The 17,579-nt window shown below is 65.7% G+C and carries 15 protein-coding genes; 8 read left to right on the top strand and 7 right to left on the bottom strand.

Going from position 1 to position 17,579, the window contains the following annotated elements; all coding sequences use genetic code 11:
• Positions 1-159 precede the first annotated feature (159 nt).
• Entirely contained in the window at positions 160-1,062 is a 903-nt protein-coding gene (locus tag SH602x_RS01475; RefSeq protein WP_479475125.1) for a PPK2 family polyphosphate kinase, read from the bottom strand.
• A gap of 97 nt (positions 1,063-1,159) precedes the next feature.
• Between SH602x_RS01475 and SH602x_RS01470 the strand changes: the two genes are divergently transcribed.
• The 6 genes from SH602x_RS01470 (at position 1,160) to SH602x_RS01445 (ending at position 6,452) form a co-directional block, all read left to right on the top strand.
• Entirely contained in the window at positions 1,160-1,825 is a 666-nt protein-coding gene (locus tag SH602x_RS01470; protein WP_479475124.1) for a hypothetical protein, read from the top strand.
• Between the two features lie 7 nt (positions 1,826-1,832).
• Positions 1,833-2,282 (top strand): DUF6924 domain-containing protein, encoded by a 450-nt coding sequence (locus SH602x_RS01465; RefSeq protein ID WP_479475123.1) that lies wholly within the window; start codon positions 1,833-1,835, stop codon positions 2,280-2,282.
• A gap of 54 nt (positions 2,283-2,336) precedes the next feature.
• A complete protein-coding gene (locus tag SH602x_RS01460) occupies positions 2,337-3,962 on the top strand; it encodes an FAD-dependent oxidoreductase (protein WP_479475122.1) in 1,626 nt (541 codons plus the stop codon).
• Positions 3,963-4,091: 129 nt separating this feature from the next.
• The gene (locus SH602x_RS01455; RefSeq protein ID WP_479470204.1) at positions 4,092-4,379 is read left to right on the top strand and encodes a DUF2934 domain-containing protein; all 288 of its coding nucleotides are present in this window, start codon (positions 4,092-4,094) and stop codon (positions 4,377-4,379) included.
• A gap of 368 nt (positions 4,380-4,747) precedes the next feature.
• Positions 4,748-5,851 carry a M14 family metallopeptidase gene (locus SH602x_RS01450; protein ID WP_479475121.1) on the top strand — a complete coding sequence of 368 codons (1,104 nt, stop codon included), beginning with the start codon at positions 4,748-4,750 and terminating at the stop codon, positions 5,849-5,851.
• Between the two features lie 160 nt (positions 5,852-6,011).
• Positions 6,012-6,452 (top strand): hypothetical protein, encoded by a 441-nt coding sequence (locus SH602x_RS01445; RefSeq protein WP_479475120.1) that lies wholly within the window; start codon positions 6,012-6,014, stop codon positions 6,450-6,452.
• Between the two features lie 30 nt (positions 6,453-6,482).
• Here SH602x_RS01445 and SH602x_RS01440 read toward each other — a convergent pair whose 3' ends face one another.
• Positions 6,483-10,556, bottom strand: coding sequence for a WD40 repeat domain-containing serine/threonine protein kinase (locus tag SH602x_RS01440; protein WP_479475119.1), 4,074 nt, complete (start codon positions 10,554-10,556; stop codon positions 6,483-6,485).
• A 174-nt stretch (positions 10,557-10,730) separates the two neighbouring features.
• Positions 10,731-11,489, bottom strand: coding sequence for an RNA polymerase sigma factor (locus SH602x_RS01435; protein WP_479475118.1), 759 nt, complete (start codon positions 11,487-11,489; stop codon positions 10,731-10,733).
• A 131-nt stretch (positions 11,490-11,620) separates the two neighbouring features.
• On the opposite strand from SH602x_RS01435, the gene SH602x_RS01430 reads away from it, so the two are divergent.
• On the top strand, positions 11,621-12,025 hold the full coding sequence (locus tag SH602x_RS01430) for a hypothetical protein (RefSeq protein WP_479475117.1): 405 nt from the start codon (positions 11,621-11,623) through the stop codon (positions 12,023-12,025).
• Here SH602x_RS01430 and SH602x_RS01425 read toward each other — a convergent pair.
• Positions 12,011-13,054, bottom strand: coding sequence for an L-threonylcarbamoyladenylate synthase (locus SH602x_RS01425; protein WP_479475116.1), 1,044 nt, complete (start codon positions 13,052-13,054; stop codon positions 12,011-12,013). The genes SH602x_RS01430 and SH602x_RS01425 overlap by 15 nt on opposite strands.
• Before the next feature lie 230 nt (positions 13,055-13,284).
• Here SH602x_RS01425 and SH602x_RS01420 point away from each other — a divergent pair, with 230 nt between their 5' ends.
• Positions 13,285-14,286, top strand: a complete 1,002-nt coding sequence (locus SH602x_RS01420) for a glycosyltransferase family 2 protein (protein WP_479475115.1) — start codon at positions 13,285-13,287, stop codon at positions 14,284-14,286.
• A gap of 282 nt (positions 14,287-14,568) precedes the next feature.
• On the opposite strand, the gene SH602x_RS01415 is transcribed toward SH602x_RS01420, so the two are convergent.
• The 3 genes from SH602x_RS01415 to SH602x_RS01405 form a co-directional block, all read right to left on the bottom strand.
• Entirely contained in the window at positions 14,569-15,093 is a 525-nt protein-coding gene (locus SH602x_RS01415; RefSeq protein WP_479475114.1) for an Hsp20/alpha crystallin family protein, read from the bottom strand.
• Between the two features lie 231 nt (positions 15,094-15,324).
• Complete coding sequence (locus SH602x_RS01410; RefSeq protein ID WP_479475113.1) at positions 15,325-16,368, bottom strand: vitamin K epoxide reductase family protein; 1,044 nt, start codon at positions 16,366-16,368, stop codon at positions 15,325-15,327.
• Positions 16,365-17,480 (bottom strand): NAD-dependent epimerase/dehydratase family protein, encoded by a 1,116-nt coding sequence (locus SH602x_RS01405; protein WP_479475112.1) that lies wholly within the window; start codon positions 17,478-17,480, stop codon positions 16,365-16,367. The genes SH602x_RS01410 and SH602x_RS01405 overlap by 4 nt, the downstream gene beginning before the upstream one ends.
• Positions 17,481-17,579: the final 99 nt, after the last annotated feature.

Raw genomic sequence — 17,579 nt, 5'->3', positions numbered from 1 at the left:
GAATATTCCTGATATTCCATTTTCCCTGACCGAAAAGGTCGACTGTCGCAGCCGCCCCCTTCGTTCTCGGGGATTACTCGCTGGCGATACGGCCTCGATCGCTCGGCGAGGTATCCGCGTCCAAGCCGCTCGTCGGCGTCGAGCCCTCCAGGCTCGCTGTCACTCCCCTTCCTTAGCCAGCTTCTTCCGCGCTTCGGCGAACGCCGCCTGATCCGCTTCCGCGACGGTCGGAACGCGGAGGTCCAGGCCCTGGATCGCCTGCACCAGAATCCGGGCGGCCAGCGCGCGGGCGATCGGCTTGTAGTCCGCGGGCAGGACGTACCAGGGCGCCTCGTCCGTCGAGGTGCGAAACAGCGTTTCCTCGTACGCCCGCTCGTAATCGTCCCACAGCTCGCGCTCGACCATGTCGCCCAGGTCGAACTTCCACCGTTTGTACGGCGTGTCGAGCCGGTTGAGCAGGCGCTTTCGCTGCTCGTCCTTCGACAGGTGCAGCATCAGTTTCACGATCACGGTCCCGTTTCGGATCAGATGACGTTCGAGGTCGGCGATGCTGTCGTAGCGGCCCTCCCAGAAGCCCGGCTCGCTGGCCCGATCGATGGCTCCCGGCCCCAGGCGATCGGGGTGGACCTTCGCGACGAGGACATCCTCGTAATACGAACGATTGAATAGCCCGATCGTTCCCCGCTCCGGCAATCGACGGACGTAGCGCCAGAGGAAGTCGTGATCGAATTCCTCCGTCGTCGGCTGCTTGAAGTTCTCCACCCGGCAGCCCTGCGGGTTCACGCCGGACAGGACGTGCTTGATCGTGCCGTCCTTGCCTGCGGCATCCATCCCCTGCAGCACGACCAGCACGGCGAAACGATCGTCGACGTAGAGATTTCCCTGGGCGGTCGAAAGCTCCTCCCGCGTCTCTTCCAGAGCCTGCGTCGCCTTCGCTTCGAGTTTGTCCTTCGACAGATCCGCCCATTCGTCCTGCCCGCGCAGGTCGGTCGCGTAGTCTTTCAGCCGGACCTTCGTAACAGGCGGAACGAGGAACCGGCGGAGATGGGCGTCGTCGAACATGATGTCGAATTAGCTGGCGGAGGAAGGGTCGAGCGTGCGGAGAGTCCTTGAGAAGCGCAGAATAGTCTCGGCCCCTCGCCCTGAAAGCGAAGCCTCCATGCCACGCTGGAACTCGCAATTCAACCTGCCTGCGTTCGCGAGAGCGGTACGACGCCGGCTGCGCGTTTCGTTCGGCTTGCTGCTTCTCGCCTCGCTGTCGGCGACGATAGGGTTCGAGTTTCTCTATGCGAGACCGGAGCGACGATTCGCACGACGCCTGGCTGCGGTCGAAACGCTGGGTTACGTCGGCTTTCGCGATAGTCGAGGGGGCTTGCATGTTGGTTCTAACGAGGAGGCCGTTCGCGCCAATCACTGGATCGACTCCGTCTATCTCTACACCGAGCACGCGAATGACCGATCGCTCGATGCGATGGTCTCATTGAAGAAGGTCACGACGGTGAAACTCAATGGCCCTTCCTTCACGGAACGCCATATCCAGCATGTCGAATCGCTCGACTACGTATGCGAGTTATTCGCGAACGGCACGTGCATCACTGACGAAAACCTCGCACGCCTTTCCAGCAGACCGGACCTGGAAATGCTGTCGCTTAACGACACCGACATCAGCGACGCAGCCATACCGTCGCTGGTCGCCATGCCGAAGCTTCGAAGACTCGTCGCAACGAAGACGCGAATCTCTCTGGACGGCTACGAGAGACTGAAGAGCGCGCTGCCCGATTGCCGAATCGACTATGCTCCTCGACCTGACGTTTCGGAACTGTGAGTGTCCTATGAAACCGCTGCCGCGCACCGAGAACGCTCTGCTGGTGCGGACCAACTTCGTCAATGACGAGGCGTGGATGGCGCTGCGCGGGACGATCGAGGAGCCGACGCCGCGCGAGGGTCATCGGGCTTACGTCGACTTCCTCTCCGATCCGCAATACGACGGCGCGGACGCGGAGTCCCTGGTGAAACTCTCGCCCGGCGACAGCACGTTCTTCCTGATCGCCGACGACGCCACCTTCGCAGGCGCGGAGCGCACGGTCCTGGTCGTGAACCTGTTCAGCGATCCGTCGATCGACGACGACCCCTACTTCGCGAAACGGGGCGACGCGTTCCGCGCCCTGGCCTCCGTTCTCTGGAGCGTCGAGAACAACCTCTCCCTGGGAAACATGGGCTTCGAGGAGTTCGTCGCCGCCCTCGACGCCGCCGGCGTCTTTCGCGGGTTTCCGGAGACATAAGCTCTCCTCTTCTCCTTTCTCCTCTCGACCCTCTCCTCTCGGTTCCCTCCCGCCATGCGACGACGAACCTTTCTCTCCGGATCGCTCGCCCTGTCGACCGCTGCGATGGCCCGCTGGGGAACATCGCAGGAACTCGAACGGCGGGAGTGGGACGTCATCGTCTATAGCGGCGTGCCGGGCGGGATCGCGGCGGCGGTCACTGCCGCGCGGGAAGGAGCGAAGACGCTGCTGATCGACCCGACGAAGCATGTCGGCGGACTCAGCACGAGCGGCATCAACACCGCCGAGTCCGAGCACATGCTCAAGTGGACCATCGGCGGGTTCGCCGACGAGTTCTATCGCCGCCTCGGCAAGCTCTACGGAACGAACAGGCCGGAGTATTACTTCGAATCGAGTGTCGCCGAACGGGCTTATCGCGAACTGCTCCTGGAAGCAGGCGTGATCGCTTACCGTGGGGCCAGCGTCGCCACGGCGATCAAGGAAGGACCGCGGATCGTCCGCATCGAACTGACCGACGGCGCCTCGTTCTCTGCGAAGACCTTCGTCGATGCCAGCTACGAAGGCGACCTGATGGCACGCGCGGGCGTCTCGTACGTCGTCGGACGCGAGGCCCGATCGGAGTTCGACGAAGAGGCTGCCGGCATCCGCTTCGACAAGACTCCGCGGAAGGCGCGAACCGTCGACGATCAGGGCGAACTGCTTCCCGGCATCAGCGCCTGGGCGAAGGATCTGAAGGAAGGCGACGCTCACGGTGCGCCGATGAATTACAACTTTCGCCTGACCGTGGCGAAGGATCCGGCGCTCCAGATTCCGATTCCCGAGCCGCAGACTTACGACGCGGGTCGGTACGCGCTGCTGGCCGAGTGGCTCCGCGGAAAGACGGCGAAAGGGGAGGGGGTCAAACTGGCCGACGTGCTCGACCTCTACGCCCGGCGGAACGGCAAGTTCGAGCTGAACAACAAGCAGGCGGCGGTGATCTCGCTCGGACACTTCGGCGGGCAGTTCGGCTGGTCCGACGCCGACTACGAAGAGCGGGCGCAGATTTTTCAGGACCACCTCGACTACACGCTCGGCCTGCTGAAGTTTCTCGCGACCGACGACTCCGTCCCGCCCGCGATGCGGAAGGAGATGCAGTCGCTCGGCCTGCACCGCGGCGAGTTCGTCGACAACGGCCATCTGCCGTACCAGCTTTACGTCCGGGAAGCTCGCCGCATGCGAGGCGAAGCGGTCGTCACGCAACACGACGTGCAGGAGGATCGCCGGAAGCCCGACGCCGTCGGCATGAGCAGTCACTTCATCGACAGCCATCACGTTCAGCGGGTCGCTCTTTCGGAGAGCGAATTCGTCAACGAGGGTCGCATCTGGCGGATGGGTTACGCCTACAAGATTCCCTACGCGGCGCTGATCCCGAAAGCGGAGGAATGCACGAACCTGCTCGTCCCGGTCGCCGCCAGCTTCACGCACGTCGCCTTCTGCACGCTGCGACTGGAAAGCGTCTGGATGATCGCGGGGCACGCGGCAGGCGTCGCGGCGGCGACCGCCGCACGAACCGGGGAGAGCGTCCAGAAGATCGACGTCGAGGCCCTGCAAGACAGGCTGCGAGAGCAGGGGCAGATCGTCGACTTCGTCCCGGGTCAGCCGGAGAAGTGCGAGCATCTGAACGGCCCGCCCGAATTTTGAGCGCCGGCGGACAACCGTTTCTTCCGAAAGCGGCGGGCGGATAGGTTGGCGTCCGCTCCCCGGAACGCGCGGCCGCACAACAATGGGGGGACATGACACCCGCGGACCCCTTTCACCGGAAACGCCCCCATGACGGACTCGCCTGCCGACGAAGGCATGATTCGCGAACTGGCCTATCGCAAGTGGGAACAGGCCGGGTGCCCCCACGGCGAGCAGGATCGGTTCTGGCAGGAGGCCGAACAGGAACTCGCTGCCGTGGAGAGCGTCGCCGGCGGCGCCGACGAAATCAGCGGCTCCCACAGTTCCGAAGCGACGGATGTCGTGCAGGAGGCGTCGGAAGATTCGTTCCCCGCGAGCGACGCCCCCTCCTGGACCGGCGCCACCGTCGGCGGCGAAGATCCGCCCGACGAAGTCTGACCGATCGGAGTCGCTGATGAACATCCGCCTTCGCTGGGCACGTCCCATTTTGTCCGGTACGACGTTCGCCTGGTCTGTGCGCCACTGCTGGCTTGCCCAGCAGTGCAGCGGGCGACGGATCGTTCATCCACATGCATCGTCGTATCCCGAGAGAAAGCCGTTCGCTATCAACGCGGCGACTTCGTGACGGATCCTCTCGCGACGTCGATATCATTCCCGGGGCGCTGCACTGCTGGACAAGCCAGCAGTGGCACACCGTTGACCCCGGCTTTGCTCTGCTTGGCGCGTGAAGCTCGAGTCTTCAGGCTCGCGCAGGTTCCCGCTATTCTCATTCCTTTCGACGCACCTCGTTGCGAAGTCTGCCCCTTATGGCGCCAACGGTCACGGCCGATCTTGAAGCGTTTTCTCCTGACTACGCCACCGCGAGGAAGCGGTTCCGCGAAGTCGCCGCACGACTGGAGTGGGAGACGTTCGCGTTTCCGATCGCCTCGGACGAGGAGACGGACGAACAGTTCGTCGTCGATGTCGCCGTCAGCGGAGGGGACGCGAAGCGGACGCTGATCGTCTCGTCGGGCCTGCACGGCGTCGAAGGGTTCTTCGGCTCGGCCGCGCAGCTCGCCGCGATGGAGAACTGGGCGAAGACGAACAGCCCGGACTGCCGCTGCGTCTTCGTGCACGGACTGAACCCGTACGGCTTCGCGCGGATCCGCCGGGCGGATCTCGACAACGTCGATCCGAACCGGAACTTCCTGCTGCCAGGCGAACGCTACCAGGGGGCGCCCGATCGCTACGCCGACCTGGATCCGCTGCTGAATCCGCCGCCTCCGCCGCGTTTGCTCGACGGGTTCATTCTCCGCAGCGCGCTGGCCGTCGTGCGGTACGGCATGTCCGCGCTGAAGCAGTCGATCGCGGGGGGACAATTCGACTTTCCCGAGGGGCTCTTTTTCGGCGGCAAGGAACCTTGCCAGACGCGCCGGCTGCTCGAACTGAAGCTGCCCGGGTGGATCGAAGGGGCGGAGCAGGTCGTACATCTCGACTTCCACACGGGCCTCGGCGGTTACGGCACGTGGAAGCTGCTGCTCGATTCGCCGCTGACCGAGCCGCAGCGGGCGTGGCTGCTCGAACGCTTCGACGCAGGCTGCTTTCAGGAACCGGGCAGCGCCGGCAGCGACTACGTCACCCGCGGCTCGATCGGGAAGTGGCTCGTGCAGCGCAAGCTCGCGGCGAACTACCTCTACGCCTGTGCGGAGTTCGGAACGTACGCCCCGCTCCGCGTGCTCGGCGCGCTCCGTGCGGAGAACCAGGTCCATCGCTGGCGCCGACCGGAGGCCCCCGCGACGCAGCGGGCGAAGAGCGCGCTCCTCGAAACCTTCTGTCCCGCTTCGCCCACCTGGCGGAACCGGGCGCTCACCGGCGGTCTCGACCTGATCGAACGATCCGTGGCGGGGCTCGCCTCGGATCGCAAGGCCTGAGTGCGCGACCGAAAGGTTGATTCTTCGCGGCAAGATACGGCCCCGAGCTCCGAATAACGCTTCATCGCGACGCCTTTCGGGGCATTTCACTTCTTCCGTTCGACGCCCGCTCGTGCGATGCGATGGCATGTGCGTGCGTCAGCCAAGGACCGCATCGCTCATGCTCAGCCAGGCGTCGCCGCCCTCGTTTCCGGTTTCCCCTCTGGTCTTGCTGCTGCAGAACGCGTCCGCGCCGCTGGTTCTCGCGCTGCTACTGCTCGGAGGCCTGTTGACCGCTTGGGGCCTGTACAACGTCGTCTTCGTGCGGAACCCCGCCCTGCTCACGCTCCAGGCGCTGCTGTCGTTCGTGCCGGGACTGATTTCGACGGTCGGCGCCCTCTACGCCTTCTTCGCTTTCGCTGACCTCGCCACCTCGCAGTCGCCTGAACAGCCGGCGACGTACGCCGTCATCATTTCGATGGGAATCGCCTGCGGCATCCTCGGGCCGCTCGTGAGTCTCGTCGCCGGGTCGCTCGGCGTCCTCGCTCTCGCGAAGGTCGCCTTCGCCTCGCGGGTGACGCCTGCTTCGCGTGAACCTTCGGCGAAGCCCATTCCCGCGTGATGGCCGTCGCTCGATGAGACCGCGGCAGATTCACCGCACCGGCTCGCACACCACGGTCTGCACCGTCCCGTCCCAGCAGGCGACGGCGACGGTGTGCGGCTCGAACGTCCCGGACAGCGCCTCGATCGGCTCGGCGGCGCGATCGCCGACCTTCGACCCGATCAGGACGTTCGCCGCCGCGACGGCCTTCCCGGTTTCCGCGTCGATCTGGACGACCTCCCGATCGTGGGCCAGCCAGAGATGCTTGCCGTCGAAGTCGCGCGCGGCCGCGATGTAACGCCCGGGAGAGATGCGAACCGACGCTTCGGTCCAGGCGCCGTCGCGGATCGTCCACTTCTTCAATTGACCTGAGGGCAGGGCCGCGACCAGCGTCTCGTCGTCGAGGAAGGCGATCTGCGCGTATGAGAACTCGGCGTAGTCGGGGAAGACCCAGTTCAAGATCTCTTCGCCCTGCCGATCGAGTACCGCCAGCTTGCAGGGCCCGGCCGATTCGGCGGCGACGCCGGGCTCCTTCCCCGGAACGACGCTCGAAGAGGTGACCGCGGTCAGGCTGCCGTCGGGCGACGAGGCGACGCGCCGAACGTTGCCGAACGAAACCCGATCGCCGCGGTGAATCTCCGCCGTGGCGAACGTCACGTTACTGGAGAGCTCGGTGACCTCGAACGTCTTCTCGCCCACGAGGTAGCTGATCGTCTGTCCGTCGGCAGCGACGGCCAGACCGCTGAACTGGCCGCCGCGACGAAGGGGAAGCTGGTCCACCTGCCGGGTGAGCAGATCGACCCGGAGGATGCGAGACATACCCATTTCGCCCGTGACGTAGGCGGTCTTGCCGTCGGGAGCGATCACGGCGTCGCGCAGAAACGCCGGACCGCCGTCGTCGTGCTCGACCGTATAGGATCGCCAGACGTCCCGCTCCTCGCGATCCTGCCAGACGATGCGTCCGTCGTCGCCGACGGAGAGGCGGAAGCGACCGTCGTCGGATACGACCACGTCCCGCGCGACCGCGCGATGGACCGGATCGACGAAGGGGGGAGAGACGACTCCCGCAGGAACGTACGCATCCGATTCCCCCGTCGACAGGAGCTGATAGATCGCGAACCAGCCGACCGCTCCGAACGCCGCGAAGGCGATTCCGGCGCCGGCGAGGACGAACGGTCCGACCAGCCCGGGACGTCGGTCCCGGGCGCTTCCCGGTTTCCCCGGCAGCTCGTCGGACTTCTTCCTGAGCCATCCGACGATCAGCGCGACGATCGATCCGACGAGGATGATCAGGCCGGCGACGATCCCCGTCACAAGCGGCGCCGTCGGCGGCGGGATGAGAATCTGGCCATCGGGAAGCAGGGGGTTCTGACGATGCAGATGGACCGAGACCAGGCCGATCGTGAACGCTAACGCCAGCAGACCGCCCCAAAGCGCGTAGTGCAGCGTCAGCGGAGTCGGCTTCCGTCCCTCGATTCGAGTCAACGCCTGCTCGCCGAACAACGCCGCCAGACCGATCAGACCCAGGACGAGAGACCAGCTCAGCAGGATCGACTGCGTGAAATCGTTTCCCTCCTCGCGAAACGAAAGCCACGGCGTCGGGGCCCCCATCGTGAAATGATGCTCCTGAGGCGTCCGGCCTCCGCTGAAGCTGAACACCCCCACGAGGCCGAGGCAGTAGACGATCGCCAGACACGTATGCACCGTCAACTGAACCGGCCTCGGCAGGTCGCGCCACCAGGCGCCGAACGAGCCCGCGTCCCCTGCGGCAGGGCCGACTCCCGCAATCCGAACGCGACGTCGCTCTTCCGCCCGCGCCGCGAACGTCGCCTGCACGTCCGCTCGTTTCAAGACGACGGCCAGCCAGATCGCGATCGGCAACCCGATCCAGAACACGACGGTGAAGGGAAGAAAGGCGGCGAAGACGGCGACCGAGGCCATCTCGATCGAGCGGGTCGTCGCTCCGAGCAGTCCGCCCACGATCATCGTCATCGCGAACGGCAGACCGACGAGCGGCAGGAAGCATTCCCAGTCGGGCTGACCGACATCGGACTCGACCAGAAACCACGTCATGGCCAGGCTTCCGATCGCTCCCAGAACGCCGACCGCCGTGAGCAGCAGGCTCGGCAGAACGTGTTCGGACGACGGCTCGACGCGAGGCGCTCCGTACGCGACCTGCGGCGGCGGAACCGCTACGACGGAGGATCGATAAGTTTCGGAGGGAAGTGCGGACGGCTCGCGAACCGGCGACGGGTTCAGCCGTTCGTCGCTGAGCGAGGGAAGGATATCGCGTCCGTAGGCGGTCGGCTCCTGACGAACGCTTCCCTCGCTCTTCCGGCCGAACGCTTCCCGTACGGACCGCTTCCGCAGCACGAGCAGCGCCCAGACCCCGATCGGGAGACTGAGCGGAAAGCAGACCGACACCGGCAACAGCGCCGTCAGCGCCCCGAAGACGGCGAATTCGTAGCCGCGACTTCGCACGCAGAGGATGCCGCCCGCGATCATCGGAAGACCGAACAGGGCCATGCCGAGAGCGGCGTACTTCATCTCGAGGTCGGGCCAATAAGGGCTCGACTCCATCGCGATGTACGCCGCGACATGCAGGACCGTGACCAGCAGGCCGACCGACGCCAGCGCGATCCCGGGAATGAGGTGTTCTTCCGTCGGCGCCGATTCGATGCCGGCGGCGATACCTTCTTCGCGCGAGTCTGCCGCGTCGATCCTGCGAAGGAACGCCTCTCTGACTGCACGCTTCCGCAGCACGATCAGCGTCCAGATCCCGATCGGCAGGCTAAACACTACGAATGGCGTAAGGGGAAGCATCGCCGTCAGCGCTCCGAAGACGGCGAACTCGTAGCCGCGACGAAATGCACAGAGAATCCCGCCCACGATCATCGAAAGTCCGAACAGAGATAGTCCGAGGACGACGACCATGACTTCGGCGCCTGGCCCGCGATCGCTCAGCGCCATCGCGACGAATGTCGCGAAGTGGAAAAAAGTGATCAGCATCCCGACGAGAGTCAGCGCGATTCCTGGAAGCAGGTACTCCTCCGTCGGAGCCGGCTCGACACGATCGCTCCCGTGCTCTCGACGACGCGCGATTTGCGGAGCCGGCACGCTCGCGACCGACGACGAGTAAGCCACGACGTCGGACTTCACGTCGTAGGCGCTCTGGTATCGCAAGTCGGGCTCGCGCTCCATCGCGCGCAGGACCACCTCGTCCATCCGCGAGTCGACGTTCGATTTGCACGAGGGCAGGGCGTACCGACCCAGCGGCAACTCGCCCGTCAGCATCTCGTACAGCGTCACGCCGAGCGCGTAGATGTCCGCCCGGTGATCGACCTCCAGCGGGCGATCGAACTGCTCGGGCGCCATGTAATGCAGCGTCCCCAGCGTCTGCAGATCGCCCGTCAACGTCACCTCGGCCGGCGACCGCTTCAGCAGCTTCGCCAGGCCGAAGTCGGCGATCTTCACGCGGCCCCGCTCGTCGACCAGCAGGTTCTCCGGCTTGATGTCGCGATGAACGATTCCTTCCTCATGCGCGTACTGGAGCGCGTCGCAGATCGGCGGCACGATGGCGAGCGCCGTCGCCGGATCGAGCCTGCCCGCCTTGAGCATCTGCCGGACGTTCGCCCCCTTCACGTACTCCATGACGAGGTAGTTCGTCCCCTGCCGCTCGCCGTAATCGTGCACCGTCACGACATGCGGATGGTTGAGCCGCGCGAGCGCCCGCGCTTCCCGGGCGAAACGTTCGGCGAACCCTGGATCCGCCGCTGCGTCCGCGCGGATGATCTTCAGCGCGACCAGCCGGTCGAGACTCTTCTGCCTCGCCAGATAGACGGCCCCCATGCCGCCCCGACCGATCAGTTCCCGAATCTCCAGTTCGGGGAAAAGCGCCGTCAGCTCCTCGATCGACGGCGCGACAGGTCCGGCCTGGACCGAAGGCCCCGCGAACGCTGCCGTGGCGGCCGACCCGGCGGCGCTGCCGGTTCCCTGCGGCATCATCGGCGGAGCCGCGCCCGGCCCCAGAGCCAGCCGCAGCAGGCAGGCGGGGCAGGGGCTTTCCTGATCGGACGAGGTCCGCGGAGCGCCGCAACGGGGACAGGCGGATCGTTCGGGAGTCATCGGAGTCCGTCTCGCGCAGAATGAATCGCTTCCGAAGGTAAAGAAGCGTCCGCGCGAAAAGGTGACGAGAAAATCGGACGAGTAACCGGGATTATGCCCTGCCGGCGAGCGAAGCGCCCAAGCGGTCGCGTCTCCTGGCGAGCGGAGGGTGTCAGCCCTCCGTGTCCCCGACGCTCAGCGTTGCAGCGCCGCCAGCAGATCGCGCAGCTCTTCGTCGATCTCGTCTATCCTTTCCACCGTCGGGGCGATCTCCGCGCGCAGCAGTTCGCCGAACCGGCTTCTTAGCCGGGCGACGGTCGCCTTGACCGCGTTCTCGGACAGCCCCAGGTCGGCGGCCGCGTCCCGGTAGCGATCGTCCGCCGCGCCGCCGAGGAAGGGCTGCAGGCGGTCGAAGCGGCGCTCGTTTCCCGCGGCGACCGCTTCCTCGCGAAGCTTCTGCCCCGCCCGCTCGAGCGCCGCGAGCGCCCATTCCCGTTCGAACAGATCCGCCGGATCGCCCCCGGCGGTCGAGTCGGCGCCGTAACGGCTCTCCGCCGCCGCGACGTCGAGCGACAGCAGCTTCCCGCCGCCGCGCTTCGCCGCGCGCTGCCGGTCGCGTTCGTTCGACAGAAAATGCCGCAGCGACGCGAGCAGAAACGAACGGAAGCGCCCCTTCTCCGGCGCGACGCGGGCGAGGTCCCCCTTCTCCAGCAACCTCGCGAAGAAGGCCTGCAGGACCTCTTCGGCTTCGTCAGGCGAGCAGCCCGTCCGCCTCAGATAGCCGTAAAGCGGACGCCAGTAGATGGCGAACAGCGACCCGAACGCTTCCCGGCGAGGCTCCCCCTCCGCACGCCCCGCCGCCAGCGCGACCGTCCACTGCGTCGTGGCGAACTGACCGCCCGACGCGTGCGGCGTGCCGGAGGAAACGGCGGAAGAAGAAGGATCGGCGTTCATCGTCCGTCATGGTACACGCCGCAGGTCCATTCGCCGTCAGCGATCGAACGCGGTTGGCCAGCGAACAGGCGTCGACTATGCTTTGCCCTCGCACGTTGCGTTTTCTTGTTATCCGCGAAGGGACTTCGCCCATGTTCGGCCTGATGATCATCCTGTTTTTCGACACGATCGCCCTCGTCGGCCTGATGGTCGCCCTGAGCGGCGAAGGGATCGGCTTCGGCACGGCGGCGGTCATTGCCGGCATCTTCTCCGTCGCCACGACCATCCTCGGCGCGATCCTGGGCGCCTTCCTCGGCATCGCCGGCATCCTGCTCGCGGCAGTCATCGGGGCGGGCATCCTCGGCCTGGTCATCTCCGCCATGTTCGGAATGGAGATCAAGCGAGCCTTCGCCGTCGGCGGAGCCTTCGCGGCCGTCCACTTCGTGGTCGCCGTCTGCGTCGCGATCTTCTTCGCTCAACCCGCTCGCCCGGCGCCGCAGGAAATCGAGTTCGACCTGTCGAGCCGTCAGGCTGTCGTGGCGTCAGAGATCGCCTGAACCGCCCCGCACCGCGCGATCCAGGCGGTCCATGATCGCGCGGCCGAGACCCGTGCGCGGCGCCTGATCGACCAAAATCAGGTCGAGGTTCATCGCGTCCAGCCGGCGTAGCGCGGCGAAGAGATACCGGGCGATCGTTTCTTCGTCGCCCGATTCGCTTAGTCGCTCGATCACGGCGTACGCGGATTCGTCGCGGAAGGGCGACGTCTGGAAGGCGATCAAGCCGATGCGGCTGCCGGCCGGCGGTTCGGCGAACGACTCGCGATACTGCAGCGGCGTCTTCGGAGAGTAATGCACCGGCAACTGGCCGGGAGAGGACATCGCGAGGGGCGGTTCGGACTCCGTTCTCTCGTCAGCCGGCTTCCGGTCTTCACGCGCGAGCGTCGCCAGCGGCAAATCGAGCGCCTCGGCCAGCCGTTCCGCCGGCAGCGCGCCGTGCCGCAGAATCCGGGGCGGATCGTCGACCAGCGAGAGAATCGTCGACTCCAGTCCCATCCGGCAGGGACCGCCGTCGAGGATCAGCGCCACGGCGTCCGAGAGCCCCTCGGCCACGTGCCGGGCGGTCGTGGGACTGACGTAGTTCGAACGGTTCGCGCTCGGCGCCGCCAGCGGAAACGGACACCTCTCCAGCAGCGCCAGCGCGACCGGGTGATCGGGCACGCGCACCGCGACCGTCTCGAGCCCAGCCGTGACCTCCTGCGGAAGGTCGTCGCGCTTGGGCAGCACGAGCGTCAGCGGTCCCGGCCAGAAAGGGGCGAGCCGCCTCAGCAAATCGCGCTGCCCCTCGCTCAGCGCTCCTGCCGCGTCGGCCAGGCGATCGACGGAGGCGATATGGACGATCAGCGGATTCGTCGCGGGGCGTCCCTTCGCCTCGAAGATCTGACGGACCGCCCGATCGTCCCAGGCGTTCGCCGCCAGGCCGTAGACCGTCTCCGTCGGCAGGCCCACGAGCTTCCCCGCCGCCAGCGCCTCGGCAGCGTCGGCGATCGCCTCGGGGGTCGGCGGGCGGATCGGATCGGGCAACGACAACGAGTTCTTCCTGAGCGGAGGGTGTAAACCCTCCGAGGCATCGACGCGAGAACAGATCCGGACTCGGAGGGCTTACGCCCCCCGCTCAGGAACAGACGCCCAGTTTTCACCCGAAGCGACGATTCCGCAATTGCTCTTGTCGCGGATCGATGCGGCTTCCTACGATCCGCCGACTCGCGAGCCGGCCTTTCCCCGGAGCGCTACCGGTACGCATTACCTGTCGAACAAGCATGGCCATGGACCTCACCGTCGTCATTCCGGTCTACAACGAGGAAGAGAACGTCGACCGGATCATCGAGGCGCTGCGGCCCGTCCTTGAGAAGCTGCCGCTGGCGTACGAGATTCTCTTCGTCGACGACGGCAGTCGCGACCGCACGCCCGAGCGCCTGAAGAAGCTGGCCGCGCACGACGAACGGATCCGCGTGCTGTTCCTGCGGCGGAACTTCGGCCAGACGCAGGCGATGTACGCCGGGATCCAGCACGCCTCGGGCGAAATCATCGTCACGATGGACGGCGACCTGCAGAACGACCCGACCGACATCCCGATGATGCTCGGCAAGCTGGAAGAGGGCTACGACCTGGTCCATGGCTGGCGAAAGAACCGGCAGGACAAGTTCCTCACCCGCAAGCTGCCGTCGGTGACGGCGAACTGGATCATCTCGAAGACGACCGGCTTCCCGATTCACGATCTCGGCTGCACGCTGAAAGTCATGCGGCGGGAGATCGCGCAGGAACTGGAACTCTACGGGGAGATGCACCGCTTTATCCCGATCCTCGCCCACCAGCGGGGCGCCCGGTGCGTCGAGGTCGTCGCCAACCACCACGCGCGAAAGTACGGCAAGTCGAAGTACGGCCTGTCGCGCACGCTGCGGGTGCTGCTCGACCTGCTGACGGTCAAGTACATGCTGAGCTGGTTCGCGAGCCCGATGAAGCTGTTCGGCATGATGGGCTTCGCCGCCTGGGGACTCGCGTTCGTCGCGGCGACCGCTGCCGGGGCGATGAAGGTCTTCGGAGGCGTCGACGTCACGGGCAATCCGCTCTTCCTGACGTCGGTCCTGGGCCTGCTCGCCGGGCTGCAGTTCTTCAGCCTGGGCCTCCTGGGCGAAGTGAACGCGCGGATCTACCTGTCGCAGCCGCACAAGTCGACCTACGCCGTCCGCTCGTCGCTGAACTTCCGCAAGGAACGCCAGGAAGACGAAGCATCGACGCTTCGGATTCGCAGGGCGGCGTGACGCGATTGGAGCGAGAGGAGATGAGGCGCCGGCCTCTCGCTCCTTCGGGTGGCACTGGCTCTGCCAGTGCGGAGGCTCGTTCACGCTGACCGTGTTGAGAGCCCAGGCCGGTCGCCGAGCAAATCCGGACGCAACACTGGCAGAGCCAGCGCCACCCGAAGGAGCCCGACCTAGCCGACCTACGCAAAGAGGGCACGGATCGCTCCGTGCCCTTCTTCGTTAAGTGAGAGCCGTTCGCGCTGCGGAGCGAACGGCTGCTGCTTTTCTCGGATCCCCAGGCGATTAGCTCAGTTCGCCCGGCGGACCGTTCTCGATGGTCTTGCCTTCGAGGGTCTCCGACTGCGGAGCGGAAGTCGACGACGAGGCGACCTGGATCTTGCGGGGCTTCGCGGCAGCGGCCTTCGGCGCCTCGATGTAGAGGATGCCGTCGCGCGACTCGGCCGAGATCCGGTCGGCGTCGACCGTCGCGCCGAGCTTCACGACGCGCTGGAACGAGCCGTAGCTGCGCTCCACCCGGCGCCATGCGGTCCCTTCGTGCGTCCGCTCTTCGGACTTCTCGCCGGAAACCTTCAGGAAGCCGTACTCGACTTCGACGTTGACGTTCTCCGGCTTGACGCCCGGGAGTTCGACGGAGATGTGGAACGCGTCCTCGGTCTCGACGACGTTCATCGGCGGCTGAAAGTCGGCCGACGGCGTCATCGCTTCGCCTGACAGCAGGTTCTGGAACATGCTGTCGATGTGACGCTGAAAGTCGCCGAACGTACGAGGGAGTTCCTGCGAAGATCGAACCGTCATCAAGCGTGCCATGTTAAGTCTCCTCCAAGGAAGAAACGAATATGCGAAGTAGGGCGCCGGAACGTCCGGATGGCCGTTAGTCTCTCAGTAGATGCAACACGCGCGCCGATCGCGAACGGGGATCGCCGAAGAGCGACAACCTCGCGCGCAAATGATTTACTGCAAAGCCTTTACGGACGAACGAAAACCCGGTCGACGGGCATTGCGAGGCCTGACCGATCCCTGTCGTTTCGACAGTCCGACTCATGCATTCGGACCTGTCAGTTTCGGCGCTTCCTCATACCAGGCCCGGCCGGGGCGACCGGCGTCATTGGGAATGAAAGCCATCATCAGGAGCAGGATGCCGACGGAGATATGATTCTGCAGCGCGGCAGGGGGTAGCTCCTCGGAATGCATCAGGTAACCGAAGGCGATCAGGCCGAAGGCGACCGCCAGCGAGACCCATCGCACCCGGCGGAGCGGCGCCCAGAAGGAGGCCGACGCGACGAGCAACAGGATTCCCGCCGCCGTCCAGTCGACGAGCCACCAAAGCCCGTTCTCCGTCGGGTGGCGGAAGACGAAGGGACTGACCGCCAGCCAGCAGGCCAGGCCGATCTCGACCACGCGGGCCCAGTTGCCGACTGAGCGACCGATCGAGTCTTCCAGCGACGCGGGGCGTTCGGATTCCCGGACCATCGAGGCGGCGACTTCGTCGGCCTGTTCGTTCGGATGACCGAGCAGGGCCTGCCGGAAGACGCTCCAGCCGTGGCGCTTGCGGACGAGCCACAGGAACTTCAGCGAGGCGTAGACCTCGTCATAGGCCCAGTAAATCAGGACCAGCGAGATGATCGCCGTGATCAGGCAGGGCGTGCAGTACTGCCCCAGGACGAAGAATTGCACCCCGACCAGGAGCACGCTCACGATGCCCAGCGGAATCACGTCCAGGCCGAACAGGATCACCAGCCAAGGCCGGTACTGCCAGCGTCGGGTCGAGCCGGCGATGCCGAATAGCGCGTCGCCGAGATAAGCGATCGCGCCGAGCGCGGCGTCGGGGATGCCGAACCAGCGATGCATCATCTGCGCGACGTCGGAATCGATCACCTTCTCCGTGTCGAAGAAGGGATCCCAGACGTAGGTCGTCAGGCGCCACTGGTAGAGCGCCATGCTGGTCGAAATGACGAACGCCACGAGCGCGAGCGCCGCGATCGGGATGCGTTGCGGCCAGGCCGAAGGGTTGTAGGAAAACGGCGCGACGGCGACGTCCATGTTCGCACGCTCCGCCGGATAGCCGCGCATCGACTTCGTCACGAGCGCGCCTCCTCTTCCTTCAGCTTTTCAGGCAGCGGCAGGCCGTTCTCCTCGTACCACTTCCGCGGATTCGAGGTCAGGCGGTTCACCATCTCGGGCAGCGTCTTCCTGAGCGAGCGCTCGGGCGTCCAGCCGCCGAGAATTCGTTTGGCCTCGGTCAGGTCGACCGGCATGTGCTGATCGGCCAGGTCGATCATCCAGGGCTTGATGAAGGCGGGGTTTTCCTCGTCGGCCAGCTTGTCCTTGGCCCAGGCGCCGACCTTGGCGGCGACCTTCGGGATGCGGATCGTGGGCCAGTCGCGACCCCACAGGCACTGGCCGATCGTCTCCTGCAGTTCGGCGTAGCTCATCGTGTCCTCCTCGCCCAGGAGGAAGACTTCGTAGTCGCCGAGGACCGCCCGGCGTTCCAGGCAGATCCGCAGCGCCTCGACCGTATCTTCGAGGTGGATGAACGACTGGCCGTGACTCGAGTCGCCGGGGAAGAAGAACCCTTCGAGCTTCTTCTCGTAGATCCGGCTCATCTGCTGGCAGAGCGGAGGCGAGTGGCCCTCCTCGTCGTAAACGCCGGCGAGACGGATGATCGCCGCGGGGATCTGGCCGCGCTCTTCGCGAATGACGGCCTCGGTCTCGATCTTCGACTGCGGATAGGCCCACTTCGGATCGACCGGATCGTCGGCGGTCAGTCGTTCGCCCTCTTCGGCCGGCTTCATCACGATCAGCGTGCTGGTGAACTGGAACTGGCCGACCTGCTCGAACGACTGCAATCCGCGGAGCAGGCGCCGCGTCCCCTCGACGGTCAGCTTCTGGTACAGGTCGCTCGGCTCGCCCGTGAAGTCGTAGTAGGCGGCCAGATGAATGACGCCCGCCAGCTTGCCGCCCGTCTGTTCGCGAACGTCTGCGAGCGCGGACTCCACCGCGTCGTCCTCCGTCAGATCGACGGACCGGTCGGTCACGCCATCGATCGGGCGCTCCGGCAGGTCCTTGTCGAAGCCGAGCACGCGGTAGTCCTGAGCCAGTCGGCGCACCACTTGGCGGCCGATCAGGCCTGCGCTTCCTGTGACCAGAACGTAGGGCTTGTCGAGCGTTTCGGGCGCGTTGAGCGTCGGTTCCACGGGATAGGCCTCCGTTCGGGAATCAGGAACTGGTCGCGGAACCTTTGCATGCAACCCCCGCGCCGCGTACCCCCCATTCCTCCCGGGGGAAAGGCTTTC

Source organism: Lignipirellula cremea (assembly GCF_056501455.1).
Note: the sequence above shows the minus strand (reverse complement) of the source record. Positions and strands in the feature narration are given on the sequence as shown.